A 17274-nucleotide genomic window follows, 5' to 3' on the forward strand; every position below is an offset into this window, starting at 1 on the left:
GTTCCCGGGCAGACGCAGCCCTGTCCGGCCGCCTCGCGGTCACCCGTCATCACATCAGGAGAACAGTCATGCATCAGGACATTCGTCGCGGCCTGTACGGCCTCGTCCTCGCCGCCGGCATCGCCGCCATCGGCTCGTCGGAGGCATCCGCCGCCGAGACCTCGGGCCAGGACGGCCTGCTCGCCGGCAACCAGGTCATTCCCGTGGTCACCGCCCCCGTCACCGTCGAGGGCAACCCGATCACCCTCATCGGCGACCCCACCACCGGCACCGGCGGTGCCGGCACCACCCCGGCCGCACCCCCGGCCACCGAGACCACCGGCCAGGACAGCCTCGCCGGCGGCAACCAGGTCACCCCCGTGATCACCGCCCCCGTCACCGTCGAGCGCAACCCGATCACCCTCATCGGCGACCCCACCACCGGCACCAGCCAGAACGGCTCCGGCACCGGCACCGGCGGTGACGGCACCACCCCGGCCACCGAGACGTCCGGCCAGGACAGCCTCGCCGGCGGCAACCAGGTCACCCCCGTGATCACCACCCCCGTCACCGCCGAGGGCAACCCGATCACCCTCATCGGCGACCCCACCACCGGCACCAGCCAGAACAGCTCCGGCGGAACGGTTCCGGACGCGGGCACGACCCCGGCCGACGAGGGCGTCCCCGCCGCCCCCGGGACCCCGGGCAGCACCGACAGCGGTGAGGAGCCCGCGGGGAACCCTGCTCACCCCGGCACCGACACCGGGGCCGAGGTCGGCAGCGCGAGCGGGGCTCCCGCGGACGCCCCGGCCACGGCCGACGGCGACCCCGCCCCCGCCGGACTCGTCAGCGGGCCCACCGCTCCGGTGACCTCCGGCGCGGGCCGCACCGTCGCCCTCGAGGCTCAGGTCCAGGCCGAGGCGCAGTCGACGCGGGGGAACAGCGCGGTCCCGGCCACGGGGTCCGGCCAGGTGCACGACTGCCTGACGGCCGCGGTGCCCGTTGACGGGGCCGCGGCCGGTGTCGCCGCCAGCTCCTTCGCCACCGGCACCACCAGCAGCACCAGCACCAGCACCAACACCAGCACCGATGTGACGGCCTCCGCGCGCCCGGCGGAGCCCTCCGCCGGAGCCGCGGCACAGACGTGCAGCCCGGTGACGGTCTCCGCAGCGGCTCCTGCGGCCGCCACCACGACGGCCGGGTTCCCGGGCCACTCCCTCGGGGCGGCGCTGCTCGCCCTGGTCGGCGGTGCGGTGGTGCACCGCTGGGACCGCCGGCGCGCGACACGGCGGTAGCCGCGCGCTGCGGTGCCCCGGGGCGGGGTCCTGAGCACCTCGCCCCGGGGCACCGGGCTGCCCGCGACCTCGGCGCCGCCCCCGGGCGGCGCGAGTAGAGTGCGGAATCGGCCCTGCACGCCGTCGACCCACCGGAAAGGCCCACCGTGATCGAGACCGCTCTGACCCGCCTGCACGACCCCGCCCGCAAGGGATTCGCCAGCGACAACTACGCGGGGGTCCACCCCGAGGTGCTCCAGGCGCTGGCGACCGTCAACGGGGGCCACGTCGGGGCCTACGGCGCGGATCCGTACACGGAGGCCCTTCAGGACGTGGTCCGCCGCCACTTCGGGGAGCAGTCGGAGTGCCTCCCGGTGTTCAACGGGACCGGAGCCAACGTCGTCGCGCTCTCGGCGATGACGGATCGCTGGGACGCGGTGATCTGCACGGCCACCGCCCACGCGCACGTCGACGAGTGCGGGGCGCCGGAGAAGGTCGCCGGCGTGAAGATGCTCCCCGTGTCCACGCCCGACGGCAAGCTCACCCCGGAGCTGGTCGACCGGGAGGCCCACGGCTTCGGCTTCGAGCACCACGCCCAGCCGCGCGTGGTCACGGTGACCCAGTCGACGGAGCTCGGCACGGTCTACACCCCGGAGCAGCTGCGCGCGGTGTGCGAGCACGCGCACGGGCTGGGCATGACCGTCCACCTCGACGGCGCCCGCCTGGCCAACGCGGCCGCGGCGCTCGACCTGCCGCTGCGGGCGCTGACCACGGACGTGGGGGTGGACGTGGTCTCGTGGGGCGGGACCAAGAACGGCCTGATGGGGGCGGAGGCCGTCGTCGTGCTCACCCCCGAGGCCGTGCGCCAGCCCCGGTTCGTGCGCAAGCTCTCGACCCAGTTGGCCTCGAAGATGCGCTTCGTCTCCGCCCAGCTGCTGGCGCTGCACACCGGGGACCTCTGGCTCACCGCCGCCCGCCGGGCGAACGCCATGGCGCAGCGGCTGTCGGCCGGCCTCGCCGCTGTGCCCGGGGTCACGGTGACGCAGCTGCCCGACGCGAACGCGGTGTTCGCGCTGCTTCCTCCGGGGGCCACCGCACGGCTGCAGGAGCGCTGGCCGTTCTACGTGTGGAACGCGGCCACCGGGGAGGTCCGGCTGATGTGCTCGTGGGACACCACGGAGCAGGACGTCGACGGGTTCGTGGCGGCCCTGCGGGAGCAGACGGTCGGCGCCGGCCACTGACCACGCGACCCCCGGCTGACCACGGGAAGTCGTGGTCAGCCGGGGGTCCCGGGGTCATTCGCGCGGGGTGGGGCGGGGGCGGGCTCAGACCGGGGTGACGTAGGCCCCGGCGATCCCGCCGTCCACCAGGAACGTGGTGGCGTTGACGAAGGAGGCGTCGTCGCTGGCCAGGAACGCCACCGCGGCGGCGATCTCCTCCGGCTCCGCGAACCGCCCCGCCGGGACGTGCACGAGGCGGCGCTGTGCCTGCTCGGGGTCCGCGGCGAACAGCTCCTGGAGCAGGGGGGTGTTCACCGGCCCGGGGCACAGGGCGTTGACCCGGATGCCCTCCCGGGCGAACTGCACGCCCAGCTCCCGGCTCATCGACAGCACCCCGCCCTTGGAGGCGCTGTAGGAGATCTGGGAGGTCGCCGCCCCCATGACCGCCACGAAGGACGCGGTGTTCACGATCGAGCCGCGGCCCTGCTCCCGCATGTAGGGCAGGGCGTGCTTGCAGCAGTGGAACACGCTCGTGAGGTTGACCTCCTGCACCCTGCGCCACGCGTCGAGCCCGGTGTCGAGGACCGACCCGTCGTCCGTCGGGTTGATCCCGGCGTTGTTGAACGCGATGTCCACGGACCCGTAGGCCTCGTGCGTCGCGGCGTAGAGCGCGACCACGTCGTCCTCCTGCGTCACGTCGGTGCGCACGAACAGGCCCCCGACCTCCGCCGCGGCCGCCTCCCCGGCTGCCGCGTTCAGATCCGCGACGACGACGTGGGCGCCCTCCGCGGCGAGACGGCGTGCCGCGGCGAGACCGATGCCGCTGGCGCCTCCGGTGACGACGGCGCTGCGGCCGACCAGGCGGCGGGCGTTGACCTCCATGAGTTCTCCTTCGGTGGTGGGGGCGGGGCGGGGGAGCCGGACGGGCCGGTCGTCACGGTGTGGTGGCGAGGAAGACGTTCTTGGTCTCGGTGAATGCCTGCGGAGCGTCCGGGCCGAGCTCCCGGCCGAAGCCGGACTGCTTGAACCCGCCGAAGGGGGTCCAGTAGCGCACCGAGGCGTGCGAGTTGACCGACAGGTTGCCGGCCTCGACGGCCCGGGAGACCCGCAGCGCCCGGCCGACGTCGCGCGTCCAGATCGACCCGGACAGCCCGTACTCCGTGTCGTTGGCGATCCGGACCGCGTCCGCCTCGTCCTCGAAGGGCACCACGGCGATCACCGGGCCGAAGATCTCCTCCCGGAACACCCGGGAGTCGGGCGCGGGAGTGAGCACGGTCGGCGGGAACCACCAGCCGGGACCGTCCGGGGCGGTCCCCCGGAAGGCGACGGGCGCGTCGTCGTCGAGGTACGCGGCCACCGCGTCCCGGTGGGCGGCGGAGACCAGCGGCCCCATCTGCGTGTCCTCGGCCCACGGGTTCCCGCAGGTGAAGCCCCGCACGGCCGGTTCGAGCAGCTCCAGGAAGCGCTCCAGCACGGAGCGCTGGACGAGCACGCGCGAGCGCGCGCAGCAGTCCTGGCCCGCGTTGTCGAGCGCCCCGGCGGGGGCGCTCGCGGCGGCCTGCTCGAGGTCGGCGTCGGCGAACACGATGTTGGAGTTCTTCCCGCCCAGCTCCAGGGTCAGGCGCTTGACCTGGTCCGCGCACCCGGCCATGATCCTCCGGCCGACCTCCGTGGAGCCGGTGAAGACGACCTTCCGGACGGCGGGGTGGGTCACGAACCGCTCCCCCACCACCGAGCCCTTGCCGGGCAGCACGGTGAGCACCCCCTCCGGGAGCCCGGCCTCGAGCGCGAGCTCCCCGAGCCGCACGGCGGTCAGCGGGGTGAGCTCCGCCGGCTTGAGCACCACCGTGTTGCCGGCGGCCAGCGCCGGGGCGAAGCCCCACCCGGCGATGGGCATGGGGAAGTTCCAGGGCACGATCACGCCCACGACCCCCAGCGGTTCGTGGAAGGTGAGGTTGACCCCGCCGGGCACCGGGATCTGGCGGCCCGAGAGCCGCTCCGGGGCGCCGGCGTAGTAGGCCAGCACGTCCCGGACGTTGCCGGCCTCCCACCGGGCGTTGCCGATGGTGTGCCCGGCGTTGCGCACCTCCAGGGCCGCCAGGTGCTCGAGGTCGGCGTCGACCGCGTCGGCGAAGCGGCGCAGCAGCCGTGCGCGATCGCCCGGGTCCACGGCCCGCCAGGCCCGGAAGGCCCGGTGCGCCCGGTCGATGGCCGCGTCCGTCTCCTCGAGGGAGGTCAGCGCGACGGTGCCGATGACCTCCTCGGTGGTGGGGTCGATGATCTGCGTGCTGGTCATGGGGTGCAGGTGTCCTCTCGGTGCAGGGCCCCGGCGGGGCCGCCGGAGGGGGTGCGCCCGCGGGCGTGGTGGTGGGCCACCACGACGAAGCCCTCGAACAGGCGGGGGTCCTTCCGGTTCTCCTCCGGGTGGAACTGGACGCCGAGGGCCCAGCCCCCGGTGGTGGTCTCCACGGCCTCGATCGTCCCGTCCTCGGCGCGGGCGGTGACGACCAGCCCCTCCGCGACCTCGTCCAGGGCCTGGTGGTGGTAGCAGGGGGACTCCGCCCTCGCGCCCAGCAGCTCCCGGCAGCGGCTGCCGGGCTCGGTGCGGAAGGCGACCCGCCCGTAGCGGCCGGGCTCGGGCTGGTACTGGGCCGCGTTCTCGTTGACGTCCGGCAGGTGCTGGATCAGCGTGCCGCCCAGGGCGACGTTGAGGATCTGGGCGCCGCGGCAGATGGCGAACAGCGGCAGCCCGCGCTCGAGCGCGGCCCGGGTCAGGGCGAGGTCGTGCTCGTCCCGGGAGGGCTGCGAGGAGGTCAGCTCGTGCCGCTCGGCGCCGTAGAACTGCGGGTCCACGTCGACGCCGCCGATCACGATCAGCCCGTCCACGAGCTCCAGCACCCCCGGGTCCGTGCCGACCGGGGGCAGCAGCAGGGGTGTTCCTCCGGCGTCGGCGACGGCCTCCACGTAGGCGCCCGGGACGATCGCGGCCACCGAGTTCCAGACCCCCCACGACCCCTCCTGGTAGTAGGTGGTCATGGCGATCCGGGGACGGTACCCCGCGCGGAAGGGCTCAGAGGCGCTCGAAGCCACGGCGCAGCTCCCAGTCGGTGACGGCGGACTCGAAGGCGTCCAGCTCCACGTCCGCGTAGTGCACGTAGTGCTCGACGACGTCCTCGCCGAACAGCTCGCGCGCGAGCTCCGAGCCGGCCAGCAGGTCCCGGGCCTCGCGCATGGTGGAGGGCACCACCGGGGCGTCGGACTCGTAGGCGTTGCCCTCGGTCATCGGCTCCAGCTCGAGCTCCTGCTCGATGCCGTGCAGCCCGGAGGCCAGCATCGCGGCCAGCGCCAGGTAGGGGTTGACGTCCCCGCCGGGCACCCGGTTCTCCATCCGGGCGCTCGCGCCGCTGCCGACGAGGCGCACGGCGCAGGAGCGGTTGTCGACACCCCAGGCCACGGCGGTGGGGGCGAAGCTGCCCTTGGCGAAGCGCTTGTAGGAGTTGATGTTGGGCGCGTAGAACAGCGCGAACTCCCGCATGGTGCGAAGCACCCCGGCGATGAACCGGTCGTAGGTGGCGCTGCGCGCACCGCGCTCCTCGTCCCAGAAGACGAGTTCTCCGTCGGTGCCGCGCAGGGACATGTGGATGTGGCAGGAGCTGCCCTCGCGCTCGTTGGGCTTGGCCATGAAGGTGATGGACTTCCCCTGCTGGTGGGCGATCTGCTTCGAGGCGAGCTTGTAGACCACGTGGTTGTCCGCGGTGACCATCCCGTCGTCGTAGCGGAAGGCGATCTCGTGCTGGCCGAGGTTGCACTCGCCCTTGGCCGACTCCACCGTCATGCCGGCCGCGTACATCGCGTTGCGGATCTCCCGGAGCAGGGGCTCGACGCGCTGGGAGCCGAGCACGGAGTAGTCCACGTTGTACTGGTTGGCCGGCGTCAGCCGCTGGTAGTTGGACGCCCACGCGTCCTCGTAGGTGGTGTCGTAGACGCAGAACTCCAGCTCGGTGCCGGTGACCATCCGGAAGCCCATGTCCCGGGCCCGGTCGAGCTGGCGGCGCAGCATGGCCCGCGGCGACATGGGGATCGGCCGGCCGTCGTGTCCGGTGAGGTCGCACTGGATCATGACCTGGCCCGGGTTGTGGGGCATCAGCCGGATGGTGTCCAGGTCCATGTCGAACTCCATGTCCCCGTAGCCGGAGGACCAGCTGCTGATCGAGTAGCCGCCCACGGTGTTCATCTCCGTGTCCACCGCGAGCAGGTAGTTGCAGCCCTCGGCGCCCTCGCCCAGCACGGAGTCCAGGAAGAACTGCGCGTGGTTGAGCTTGCCCTGCAGCCGGCCCTGCATGTCGGTGAAGGCGAGCACCACGGTGTCCACCAGCCCGTCGGCGACGTGCCGGCGCAGCTGCTCGACGGTGAGCATCCTGGCGTTGCGGGGGTGCTGGGGCGTCTCGGTCATGGGTCCGGTCCTTCGTCGCTGGGGTGGTGGGAGGGTGCGTCCGGGTGGTCAGTGCAGGTCGGCCTCGGCGGTGCGGATCTGCGCGAACTCCTCCTCGGGGGCGTGGCCCACGAGGCGGTGCCGGCTGTAGAACCAGTAGTAGGCGAGGAAGACCACGAACACGAGGGCGGTGATGGAGGCCGCGACCACGTCGACCAGGAAGGTGGCGACCACCGCGACGAGGGCCAGCACCAGGGCGATGCCGGTGGTGACCGTGCCGCCCGGGGTGCGGTAGCCGCGCGGGAGGTCGGGCTCGCGCAGCCGCAGCACGATGTGGGAGAGGTTGAGCAGCACGTAGGAGACGGTGGCGCCGAACACCGCGATGTTGATGAGCAGCCCGCCGTCGCCGGTCGCGGCCGCGAGCACGAAGCCGATGGTGCCCGGCACGATGAGCGCCACCCAGGGGGTTCTGCGCTTGCCCGTCAGCGACAGCCAGCGGGGCAGGTAGCCGGCCCGGGAGAGGGCGAACAGCTGCCGGGAGTAGGCGAACATGATGGAGAAGAAGCTCGCCACCAGCCCGGCGAGGCCGGCGTAGTTGACGATGCTCGCCATCACGCTGTCCGCCCCGGCGACCGTGCGGATCGCCTCCGGCAGCGGGTTGTCCGAGGTGCTCATCGCCTCCGAGCCCGCGGCCCCGGGCACCAGGACGAGCATCAGCGCCCCCGAGACCAGCAGGAAGGCCATGGCCACGATGATCCCGCGCGGCATGTCCCGGCGGGGGTCGGCGGTCTCCTCGGCGGCCAGCGGCACGCCCTCGATCGCCAGGAAGAACCAGATGCCGTAGACGAGCGCCGCCATCGCCCCGGCCCAGCCCATGGGCAGGAACGCGCTCGCCCCCACGGCGTCGTTCGGGACGATGTCGAAGAGGTTCGCGGTGTCGAAGTGCGGCACGAGCGCGACGACGGTCACCCCCAGCGCGAGGACCGCGATCACCGTGATGCCGAACATCAGCTTGAGCGCCTCGCCGACCCCGTACATGTGGATGCCCATGAACACGAGGTAGGTGACCAGGTAGACGGGCCAGGAGTTGGTGATCCCGAACAGGCCGAGGGCCTCGATGTAGCCACCGATGAAGGTCGCGATCGCCGCCGGGGCCACGGCGTACTCGATGAGCACGGCCATCCCGGTGGCGAACCCGCCCAGCGGGCCGAGGGCGCGGCGGGCGAAACCGTAGCCGGCGCCCGCCGTGGGCAGCGTGGAGGAGAGCTCGGCGAGGCCGAACACCATGCAGGTGTACATCAGGCCCATGAGCACGAAGGCGATCAGCAACCCGCCCCACCCGCCTTGGGACAGACCGATGTTCCAGCCGGAGAAGTCCCCGGAGATGACGTAGGCGATGCCCAGGCCCGCCAGCAGGACCCAGCCCGCCGCCCCGGACCGGAGCTGGCGGTGCTGGAAGTACTCGTCGGTGCGCGTCGGCTGTGCTGGGGAGTCGGGCATGGGACGATCCCTCCGGATTCCGCAAAGGTCTGAAAACAGACATATGGCGTCAGTGCTGACAGTCTGTGGCGTCGCCCGGGGGCCGTCAAGACCCGGCGCGCCACCAGCGCCCGCCGCCAGGGGCCACCGGCCGGCCTGCGGGACCGTGGCACGATGGGCGCAGGACCGAGCGCGAGGAGGTGCACGACCGTGAGCGACCCCGTCCAGCACCCGCTGATCCGGCCCGTCCGGCAGGGCAACGCCTTCGAGGAGGCCGTCGAGCGGATCCTGGACTCGATCCGGCTCGGCCTGTTCCGCCGGGGCGAGCGGCTGCCGCCGGAGCGGGAGACGGCCGCCCTGCTGGGCATCTCGCGCGCCACGCTGCGGGAGGCCCTGCGCGAGCTCCAGAGGGCGGGCGTGCTGGAGGTGGTGCGCGGCCGGTACGGGGGGACCTTCGTCACCGGGCGGACCGCCCTGCCGGACGAGGACCTCCCCCGCGTGGACCCCGCCGAGGTCGAGGACGTGATCGTCTTCCGCGCCGTGGTGGAGCCCGCCGCGGCCGAGCTCGCCGCCCGGGCCGCGCTGAGCGCTGCCGCGCGCAACCACCTGCGGACCTGCCTCCGCCAGGTCGAGGAGAGCCCCCCGGAGGACTACCGCCCCGCCGACGCGCGGTTCCACATCGCCGTGGCCGAGCTCGGCGGCTGCCCCAGCCTGGTCCGGGCGGTTGCAGAGGTCCGCTCGCGGGCGAGCGACCTGCTGGACCGCATCCCGGTGCTGCCGGTCAACCTGGAGCACTCCGACCGCCAGCACCGCGAGATCGCGGACGCAATCCTCACCGGCGACGCGCCTGCCGCCCGCGCCGCGGCCCTCGCCCACCTGGAGGGCACCGCGGCGCTGCTGCGGGGCTTCCTCGGCCACGGGGCCGGGGAACGGACCGCGGGCCGGGGCGGTGCCGCGGACCGGGGCGGTGCCGCGGTCGGGCAGCGGCCCGAGGACGCCGGCGGCGGTCCGCCCGAGATCCGGGGCGACGGCGGGGCCTGAGCCGCCTCAGTCGCCGGCGCCGGACTCCCCGCCGCCCGGCTCCGCGTCCTCGGCCCGGCGCCGGCGGTAGGCCGTCATGTTGGTGCGGTTGGCGCAGCGCTGGCTGCAGAAGCGCTTGGAGCGGTTGCGGGAGAGGTCCAGGAGCACCCCCTCGCAGTCCTCGGCCTCGCACACCCGCAGCCGGTCGGTCTCGTCCGCGCGGATCACGTCCACCAGAGCGAAGGCCGACTCCAGGCGCAGCCGGGTGGCCAGGGGCGCATGGGACGGGGAGGCGTGCAGGTGCCAGTCCTTGCCGTCGTGCCGCGCGAGCTGCGGGGCGACGGCGTCGGTGTCCAGGACGGCGTTGACCGCCGCCACCATGGCGTCCCGCTCCAGGGCCCAGATGCGCCGCAGGTCGTGACGCACCCCCAGCACGTCGGACAGCTCCTGCTCGTCACGGTCGAAGCGCCCGGACCAGCCGTGCTCCTCGAGGAGGACCCGCAGCTGCTCGGTGCCCACCAGCTCCTCCTCCCCGGAGCGGGAGGCGCCGGGAGCAGTGTTGAGCAACGCCACGTCGAACTCGAGGACATCCTCGGTGTCATAGGCAAAATGCACTTGACTACTTATCCTTTCCGGGGCTAGCGTAAGTGGCGTATTGCTATTAGACCATTACGCGGCATCGGTCGCGAGAAGGAGCCCTCCATGGCCGGCGGAGTCTACATCCTGGTGCTGCTCGTCCTCCTCGCCACCGTGGGGCGACTGTCCGTGCCGCGGCGGGAGCGCACGCCGCTGCGCACCTGGACGCTGCGGGACGGGTACTACAACATCCGGCGCGGGCTGGCCGTGCTCGGCGCGCACGGACCGTCCTATCCGGCACTGCACGAGGCCGCCCGGCCGGTGGCGCAGCGGCGGAGCTGATCCCGCGGACCGCGCGGCCGACGACGAGCGTGGGGGGCACGGAACCACGCCGGCACTCCGCAGGGTCGCTCAGCCGTCGAAGTGGGTGCTGGTCGGCCCCTGGGACACGGTGGCGACCAGGTCGGCCGCCAGGTCGCGCAGCTTCACGTTGCGGTGGCTGGAGGCGGCCCGGAGGATCTGCACGGCCCGGTCCTGGCTGCAGCGGTTCTGGGCCATGACGATGCCCACGGCCAGGTCGATGGTGGTGCGGGACTCCATCGCCGCCCGCAGGTCGGTCTCGGTGTCGCGGTGGCGGGCCAGGCGCACGGCCAGGGCCAGCGACGCCGACACGGAGGCCACCTGGCGGGTGACCACCTCGATGGTGGCCGCGTCGAAGGTCCCGGGGCGCTCGGCGTAGACGTTCAGGCCGGCGGCCGCCTCGCCCCCGAGCTCCAGCGGCACGCCCAAAGCGGCACCGATCCCGGCCGCGGCCGCGGCCTGCCCGTAGGCCGGCCAGCGGGGATCGGCGCCGGTGTCGGGCACGTGTACCACCCGGTGCTCGCGGGCGGCGGACAGGCAGGGGCCGTCGCCGTAGTGGTACTGGATCTCATCGAGGGCCTCGGCCCGCGGACTCGAGGAGGCCACCGTGGCCGAGCGCCGCGGCCGCAGCAGCGTCACCGCGCACCACACCTCGTCCCCGTCGGTGGAGAGGGCCTGGGCCATGGTGGCGGTGAACTCGTCGAGGAACGCGGTGATGTCCTCGGACTCCAGCAGCAGCTCCTGCAACTGGGCCACCGGGACCCCGCTCGGGTCGCGCTCGGTCATGGGGTCCCCTTGTCGTCGGTCAGGTGCCGGATCGGCGGTCGCCCCGGAGGTCCGGGACGTCCTGGATCCATCGTGCCAGGAATCCGGGCCGGTGCGGACGGCCGGCCGGCCGGTGCGCACGCGGCGGAGCGCACCGGCCGGCCGGGACCCTGCGCGGCGGCTCAGACGAAGAGGGCTGTGACCTTCAGGGCGGTCTGGGTGATCCCGTAGAGCAGCGGGACCCCGACGAGGACCCAGCCGAGTGCCAGTCGTGCACGGCTCATGTCATGCCTCCTTCGCGAGGGCCTTGGTGTCGGACGGGGCGGTGTCGGGCTCGTGGTAGCGGGCGTCCACGGGCTTGACGAGGAGGTTGGCGACGAAGCCCACGACCAGCAGGCCGACCATGGTCAGCAGCGCGGGCTGGTAGGCCTGCGCGGTGAGCTCCCCGGGGGTGCCCTGGGCGTCGAGGAACGCGTTGACGATGAGGGGCCCGGCGATGCCGGCGGCGGACCAGGCGGTGAGCAGCCGGCCGTGGATGGCCCCCACCTGGAACGTCCCGAAGAGGTCCCGCAGATAGGCGGGCACCGTGGCGAAGCCGCCGCCGTAGAACGAGATGATGACGAAGGCCAGGAGCACGAACAGGAGCGTGGAGCTCGACCCGAACAGGGCCAGCACGGTGTAGAGGACGGCCCCCACGCCCAGGTAGATCATGTAGATGCGCTTGCGTCCCACGACGTCCGAGGTGGTCGACCACACGAAGCGCCCGCCCATGTTGCCGATGGACAGCAGCCCGACGAAGCCGCCGGCCACCCCGGCGGTCACGAGGGACGCCCCGTCGGCCTGGCGGAAGAAGTCCTGGATCATGGGTGCGGCCTGCTCCAGGATGCCGATGCCGGCCGTGACGTTGCAGAACAGCACGATCCACACGAGCCAGAACTGCCGGGTCCGGATCGCGTTGTTCGCGGAGACGTGGTTCGTGGTGACGAGCGCCTTCTTCGTGACCGTCGACGGGTCGAAGCCCTCGGGCTTCCAGCCGTCGGCGGGGACCTTGATGGTGAACGCCCCGAAGAGCATGTAGGCGAGGTAGACGACGGCGAGGGTCAGGAAGAGCTTGCCCACGGCGTCCCCGCTGGCCACCCACCCCTGGCCGCCGGACTCCGGGTCGTAGATGTTGAGCAGCGCCGCGGAGAGCGGGCTGGCGATCAGCGCGCCACCGCCGAAGCCCATGATCGCCATGCCCGTGGCGAGTCCCGGGCGGTCGGGGAACCACTTGATCAGCGTGGAGACGGGCGAGATGTAGCCGATGCCCAGGCCGATCCCCCCGATCACGCCGTAGCCGAGATAGACCAGCCACAGCTGCTCGGTGAAGATCCCGGCCGCGCCCACCAGGAACCCGCCGGACCACAGCAGGGCGGCAGTGAACATCGCCTTGCGGGGCCCGTTGGTGTCCACCCATGTGCCGAAGACGGCCGCGGACAGACCCAGCATCACGATCGCGATGGAGAAGATGATGCCGATCTCCGTCAGGCTCGCGTCGAAGTGCTCCACCAGCGCGGTCTTGTACACGCTCGTGGCGTAGGCCTGGCCGATGCACAGATGCACCGCCAGGGCCGCCGGGGGAATGAGCCAGCGGTTGAAGCCGGGGGGTGCCACCGTGTGCTCTCGATCCAGCCAGCCCATGCCTCGACTCCTTCTCTGCTGCGGACATGCCGTGACGGGACGGGCCCGGGACAGCCTGGGGGCACGGGACCGGGCGCACCCACTCCGGCGCACGAGGGTGAATCATGTCACATCACGGACACGAACGGAAAGCACCCTGTCGACCAGCGGCGTGGCGCGTCCTGCCTCACCGCCCCCGCACGGCCCGCCACACGCGTCGCCAGAAGGCGGCGAAGCCCCGCTCCGCGACCGTCCGCTCCAGCTGCTCGATCCGGTCCGACTGCGCGCGGACGAGTTCGAGGAGCTCGCGGGCGAGGGCCTCGGAGCCGTCCAGGCGCGCGTGCAGCCCCTGCGCCTGCGTGCGGACCTCCTGGCTCAGGTAGAGCGGCAGGCCGATGCCGTTCTCGGCGGTCCACTGCCTGAGGTGGCGCTCGCGCACGAGCAGCTCGTCCCGGCGGCGCAGCTCCGCACCCGGCGCGCCGCCCCGCCGGGCCCGCACGGGGCGCGGCGGGCCCTCGACGAGACCCACGGTGAAGGTCTCCAGGAAGCGCAGGCGGAACTCCCAGTCCGCGGCGGCGGACAGGGTCTCGTCGTAGTCACCGAGCACCCCGTGCACCGCGCGCCGGTACACGAACGCCCCGGACGCCGCGCGGTCGCCGCCGAGCGCGCCGGTGAGACTGGGGGCGGCGGGCGCCGGCGACCCGGCGTCCGGGCCGCGCCGGAGGACCACCACGCCGTCGTCCGTGGCCAGCGGGTCCTCCAGCCGGGCCACGGCCCGCTGCAGGGCCGTGGGGGACCACCCGTCGTGGTCGTCCCGGAGCACCACCAGCTCCGAGTCGCCCGCGCGCAGCCCGCGATTGGCCGCGGCCCCCGGGGCCAGGCCACGACGGTGGTGCAGAACCGCCGCCCGCCCCGCGAGCTCCGCCCGCCGCACGGCGAGGAGCTCGTCGACCTCGGCCGGATCCTCTCCGTCGTCCACCACGACCAGCCGCCAGTCGGTGAAGGTCTGCTCCAGGACGCCGTCGAGGGCGCGGGCCAGCTCCGAGGACCGCCCGCGGGTCCGGAGCAGGACGGCGACCGTGGGACGTGCGGGCGGCACCGCGGGGACGACGTACCGGCGCCGGAGGGAGCGCACCACCGGGGCACCGACCCCGCGCGGCGCGACGACCCTGGCGGGCGGCGGCTGGGGCCGCCCGCCACGGAGCGCCTCGGCCACCCCGTCCCACCAGCGCTCGCCCGCGGCGCGCAGGGCCGGCACCGCGTCGGCCAGCGCCGAGCGGACCGCCGCCCGGTGCTCGACGGCCTCCGAGGCCCACTGCTGGACGGCGGCATGGGTGTCCCACGCCGCGTCACCGGGGGTGAGCAGCGCGGCCAGCGGCACCACGTGCCCGGCCAGCCCCCAGCGGTGCAGCACCGCATCCATGCGCTCAGCGGCATATGCGTCCGAGCCGATGGGAAGGACGTCGGCGCCGCCGGCGAGCCCGAGGGCGACCGCGCGGGGGCAGGTGGTCACGACGTGCTCGGCGGCGCCCACCAGCGCGTCCGCGCTTCCCGGCGCCGGCGAGTGCCGCCGGACGTCCTGCGGCAGGTGCGCGGCGACGGCCGCGGCGAAGTCCGCGTCCTCCGCACGGCACGGCAGGACGGCGACCGCGCCGGGCGCCCGGTGCACCAGGGCGTCCAGCAGGGCGGCGAGCACCGGCGCGGCCTCCTCCGGGCCGATCGGCCCCGCGGGGCGTTCGAGCACCGCGACGACCGAGGGCGAAGCCTCCCCAGGCGCGCGGTCGGACGCCTGCTCCGGCATCTGCTCCGGCGCGCGATCCGATCCCTGGTCCGGCCTCTGCTCCGGCGCCCGCTCCGATGCTGGGTCCGACACGTGCTCCGGCGCGCGCTCCGGTGCTGGGTCCGGCAGGCGCTCCGGCGCGTGATCCGATTCCTGGTCCGACCTCTGTCCCGGGGCGGGAACGGAGGCGGCGCCCGGTGCGGCGGGTTCCGGGAGGAGGAAGAGGGTGTCGTCCCAGCCGAGGTGCAGACCGGGGTGCTCGGCGCAGAGCCGGGAGGCCAGGGCCGAGGAGTGCTCGTCCCGCAGTCCCACGAGCGAGGCCGCGGCCAGCAGCTCGCGCAGGACCTCCGCCGGAGCGTCCCGGACGTCCAGGGCCAGGCCGCTGACCACGACCGGCCGGCCGTGCCGCACCGCGGCGCGCGCCGCCTCGAGCCAGCCGGCCAGCAGCTCCCGGTCGGCTGGGTGCTCGGTCCCGACCAGCAGGAGCCCCTCCGCGGCCGGCGGCGCCTCCTCCGCGGCACCCGGAGCCGCGGGACCCTCCGCCCCGGCCTCCGCCCCCGTGGACGGCCGCGGGGCACCCGGCCGCGCGAGCACCGCCTCGACCCCGCGCGCCGCGAGCTGCTGGAGCAGGCGGTCCGGCCCGGACTCCTGGCCGAGGTGCGGCCCCCGGCCGCTGGTGCTGCTCAGGACGTCGATGCGCATGACGGGACAGGCCTTTCCTCCGGCGGCTCGTGCGCCACCATTCTCCCAGGCGACCCTCTCCAGGGCGGCCACGACAGGGTCCGGACGCGGACTGTCCCTCGTACGGTGTACGAAGTTGCAGGTCCGTACGGATCTGCCTTGTCCGTGTGCGAGCGGGTCCGCCATCGTGGAGGAACCACAGAGCACCGTCTCCGCCGGCAGCGGCCACGTCGAGGACCGTCGCCCGGGACGCTCTGCACCGACCCCCTGTACATGCCTGATCCGGCATATGAAGGGGAGGTCGGGGCAGGACGATCCGGGCCGTCGACCGCCCGTCGCCGCCCCGGGCCGGACCGGCCCCGGAGACCCCGCGCACCTCGTCGCGGGAGAAGTCGAGGAGTTCCCACCATGTTGACCGCCGCCGTCGTCAGCCCCCAGCCCATGACCCGCATCGCGATGCAGCGGGAGTCCCTGGAGCACCCCGAGCACGGGGTGCGGATCGGCACCGTGGCGGGCACGGTTCCGGAGTTCCTGGCCCAGAACGCCGCGGAGGCCGCCGTGGTGCTGCTGAGCCTCAACACCCAGGACGGCCGCAGCCTGGTGCAGAACATCACCGACCTCGTCGTGCACGAGCACACCGTGGTGGTCCTCACGCCCCCGGACGAGCTCGTCCGCGTCCGCTCGGCCTTCACGTGCGGGGCCTCGGGCGCCGTGGGCAAGTGCGAGCCGATCAAGGCGGTCTTCCGGACCATGCGGCTGGCCAAGCAGCTGGGCCACTTCGTGAGCGACGGTCTCCAGGCCTCCCTCGCGGAGCTGCCCAGCCGGGCCCCGGCCAAGCTCTCCGCCCGGGAGCGGGAGGTGCTCGCGCTCTACGTGGACGGCCTCCAGGAGCAGGAGGTGGCCACCCGGCTCCGGATCGCGGAGTCCACGGTCGAGGAGCACCTCAAGCGGATCCGGCGCAAGTACGCCCTCGTGGAGCGCCCGGCGCGCACCAAGCTCGAGCTGTACAAGCGGGCCATCGAGGACGGCATCATCCCGCCCGTCCTGCCGCTCGCCTGAGTTCCGGCACACCGGGACGGGCACCGCCGCGGGCGGGCCGGAGCCGGGCGGACACCGCCGCGGGCGGGCCGGAGCCGGGCGGGGCGACCGTGACCGGCCTGTTGCGCACCGTCCGTTGTGGCTCCGGGAAACCCGTTCCTAGACTGGGGTCAGCACCATCGTGCGCGGGTCCGCGTCCTGCACCGGACCCGCCTTCCCGGCCCGGCCCACGCGCACGACCAGGGCGGCCCGGCCCGGCGTCGTCGGCGGTGGCGTGCGCGCCGCCGATCGCAGAGGTTCGTCCGGGGGCGAGCGCCTCCGCACACAGGAAGCCAGTCCGATGGGGATCGTGGACCGTGGGGAACATGACGACGAGGTCGCGCGGGCGCTCGAGGCGCTGCGGAGCCGACTGACCGGGACACTGGTCGAACCCGACGACCCGCTCTACGACGAGGCACGGCGGGTCTGGAACGGGATGATCAACGTGCGGCCGCGCGCCGTCGCCCGGGTGGGCTCCGTGGCGGACATCGACCCGGTGCTGGCCACGGCCCAGCACACGGGCCTGCCGCTGGCCGTGCGCGGCGGAGGGCACAACGTGGCCGGGCACGGCACCGTGGAGGGCGGGCTGGTCCTGGACCTGAGCGCACTGCGCCGGGTGGACGTGGATCCCGCGACCCGGCACGTGACCGTGGAGCCCGGCGCCACCCTCGCCGACGTCGACCGCGCCACCGTCCCGCACGGGCTGGCCGTGCCCGTCGGCGTGGTGAGCGCCACCGGCGTCGCCGGCCTGACGGTGGGCGGCGGCGTGGGCTGGCTGACCCGCAGCAACGGCCTCACCCTCGACAACCTCATCGGCGCCGAGGTGATCACCGGGACCCGGGAGCACCTGCACGTGAACGCCGAGCACAACCCGGACCTGTTCTGGGGGATCCGCGGCGGGGGCGGGAACTTCGGTGTGGTGACCTCCTTCACCTTCCTCGCCCGGCGGCTGCCGCCGTCCGTGCTCGGCGG

15 protein-coding genes and 1 pseudogene are annotated in these 17274 nt (G+C 73.8%); 6 read left to right on the forward strand and 10 right to left on the reverse strand.

Going from position 1 to position 17274, the window contains the following annotated elements; all coding sequences use genetic code 11:
- Window positions 1–68 precede the first annotated feature (68 nt).
- Window positions 69–1274, forward strand: coding sequence for a hypothetical protein (locus AYX06_RS08795; protein ID WP_062735455.1), 1206 nt, complete (start codon window positions 69–71; stop codon window positions 1272–1274).
- A gap of 146 nt (window positions 1275–1420) precedes the next feature.
- Complete coding sequence (locus tag AYX06_RS08800) at window positions 1421–2494, forward strand: threonine aldolase family protein (protein WP_062735456.1); 1074 nt, start codon at window positions 1421–1423, stop codon at window positions 2492–2494.
- A gap of 84 nt (window positions 2495–2578) precedes the next feature.
- Here the strand turns inward: AYX06_RS08800 and AYX06_RS08805 are convergent, their stop codons facing one another.
- The 5 genes from AYX06_RS08805 to eat are packed head-to-tail and all read right to left on the reverse strand — an operon-like array spanning window position 2579 to window position 8405.
- The gene (locus tag AYX06_RS08805; RefSeq protein ID WP_062735457.1) at window positions 2579–3355 is read right to left on the reverse strand and encodes a 3-oxoacyl-ACP reductase; all 777 of its coding nucleotides are present in this window, start codon (window positions 3353–3355) and stop codon (window positions 2579–2581) included.
- A gap of 52 nt (window positions 3356–3407) precedes the next feature.
- A complete protein-coding gene (locus AYX06_RS08810) occupies window positions 3408–4769 on the reverse strand; it encodes an aldehyde dehydrogenase family protein (protein ID WP_062735458.1) in 1362 nt (453 codons plus the stop codon).
- Entirely contained in the window at window positions 4766–5509 is a 744-nt protein-coding gene (locus AYX06_RS08815; RefSeq protein WP_186815599.1) for a gamma-glutamyl-gamma-aminobutyrate hydrolase family protein, read from the reverse strand. Before AYX06_RS08815 ends, AYX06_RS08810 begins: the two co-directional genes overlap by 4 nt.
- A gap of 34 nt (window positions 5510–5543) precedes the next feature.
- On the reverse strand, window positions 5544–6926 hold the full coding sequence (locus AYX06_RS08820) for a glutamine synthetase family protein (protein ID WP_062735460.1): 1383 nt from the start codon (window positions 6924–6926) through the stop codon (window positions 5544–5546).
- Between the two features lie 48 nt (window positions 6927–6974).
- Window positions 6975–8405 carry an ethanolamine permease gene (eat, locus tag AYX06_RS08825; RefSeq protein ID WP_062735461.1) on the reverse strand — a complete coding sequence of 477 codons (1431 nt, stop codon included), beginning with the start codon at window positions 8403–8405 and terminating at the stop codon, window positions 6975–6977.
- 189 nt (window positions 8406–8594) lie between these two features.
- Between eat and AYX06_RS08830 the strand changes: the two genes are divergently transcribed.
- Window positions 8595–9425 (forward strand): FadR/GntR family transcriptional regulator, encoded by an 831-nt coding sequence (locus AYX06_RS08830; RefSeq protein ID WP_232319270.1) that lies wholly within the window; start codon window positions 8595–8597, stop codon window positions 9423–9425.
- Window positions 9426–9431: 6 nt separating this feature from the next.
- Here the strand turns inward: AYX06_RS08830 and AYX06_RS08835 are convergent, their stop codons facing one another.
- Entirely contained in the window at window positions 9432–10019 is a 588-nt protein-coding gene (locus AYX06_RS08835; protein ID WP_084271530.1) for a CGNR zinc finger domain-containing protein, read from the reverse strand.
- A gap of 87 nt (window positions 10020–10106) precedes the next feature.
- Between AYX06_RS08835 and AYX06_RS08840 the strand changes: the two genes are divergently transcribed.
- Window positions 10107–10322, forward strand: a complete 216-nt coding sequence (locus AYX06_RS08840; protein ID WP_062735462.1) for a hypothetical protein — start codon at window positions 10107–10109, stop codon at window positions 10320–10322.
- A gap of 69 nt (window positions 10323–10391) precedes the next feature.
- Here AYX06_RS08840 and AYX06_RS08845 read toward each other — a convergent pair whose 3' ends face one another.
- The 4 genes from AYX06_RS08845 to AYX06_RS08855 all read right to left on the reverse strand — a co-directional run bounded on the left by AYX06_RS08845 (window position 10392) and on the right by AYX06_RS08855 (window position 15246).
- The gene (locus AYX06_RS08845; protein WP_062735463.1) at window positions 10392–11126 is read right to left on the reverse strand and encodes a GAF and ANTAR domain-containing protein; all 735 of its coding nucleotides are present in this window, start codon (window positions 11124–11126) and stop codon (window positions 10392–10394) included.
- 161 nt (window positions 11127–11287) lie between these two features.
- Entirely contained in the window at window positions 11288–11389 is a 102-nt protein-coding gene (locus tag AYX06_RS20995) for an MFS transporter small subunit (protein ID WP_417466370.1), read from the reverse strand.
- A gap of 1 nt (window position 11390) precedes the next feature.
- Window positions 11391–12785 carry an OFA family MFS transporter gene (locus tag AYX06_RS08850; RefSeq protein WP_062735464.1) on the reverse strand — a complete coding sequence of 465 codons (1395 nt, stop codon included), beginning with the start codon at window positions 12783–12785 and terminating at the stop codon, window positions 11391–11393.
- A 166-nt stretch (window positions 12786–12951) separates the two neighbouring features.
- Entirely contained in the window at window positions 12952–15246 is a 2295-nt protein-coding gene (locus AYX06_RS08855; RefSeq protein ID WP_062735465.1) for a glycosyltransferase family A protein, read from the reverse strand.
- Between the two features lie 387 nt (window positions 15247–15633).
- On the opposite strand from AYX06_RS08855, the gene AYX06_RS08860 reads away from it, so the two are divergent.
- Both AYX06_RS08860 and AYX06_RS20860 read left to right on the forward strand, forming a co-directional pair.
- Complete coding sequence (locus AYX06_RS08860; protein ID WP_062735466.1) at window positions 15634–16284, forward strand: helix-turn-helix transcriptional regulator; 651 nt, start codon at window positions 15634–15636, stop codon at window positions 16282–16284.
- Between the two features lie 454 nt (window positions 16285–16738).
- A pseudogene (locus tag AYX06_RS20860) lies at window positions 16739–17095 on the forward strand (FAD-binding oxidoreductase); the annotation flags it as partial.
- Window positions 17096–17274: the final 179 nt, after the last annotated feature.

Source organism: Kocuria turfanensis (assembly GCF_001580365.1).
In the GTDB taxonomy this organism is placed as follows: domain Bacteria; phylum Actinomycetota; class Actinomycetes; order Actinomycetales; family Micrococcaceae; genus Kocuria; species Kocuria turfanensis.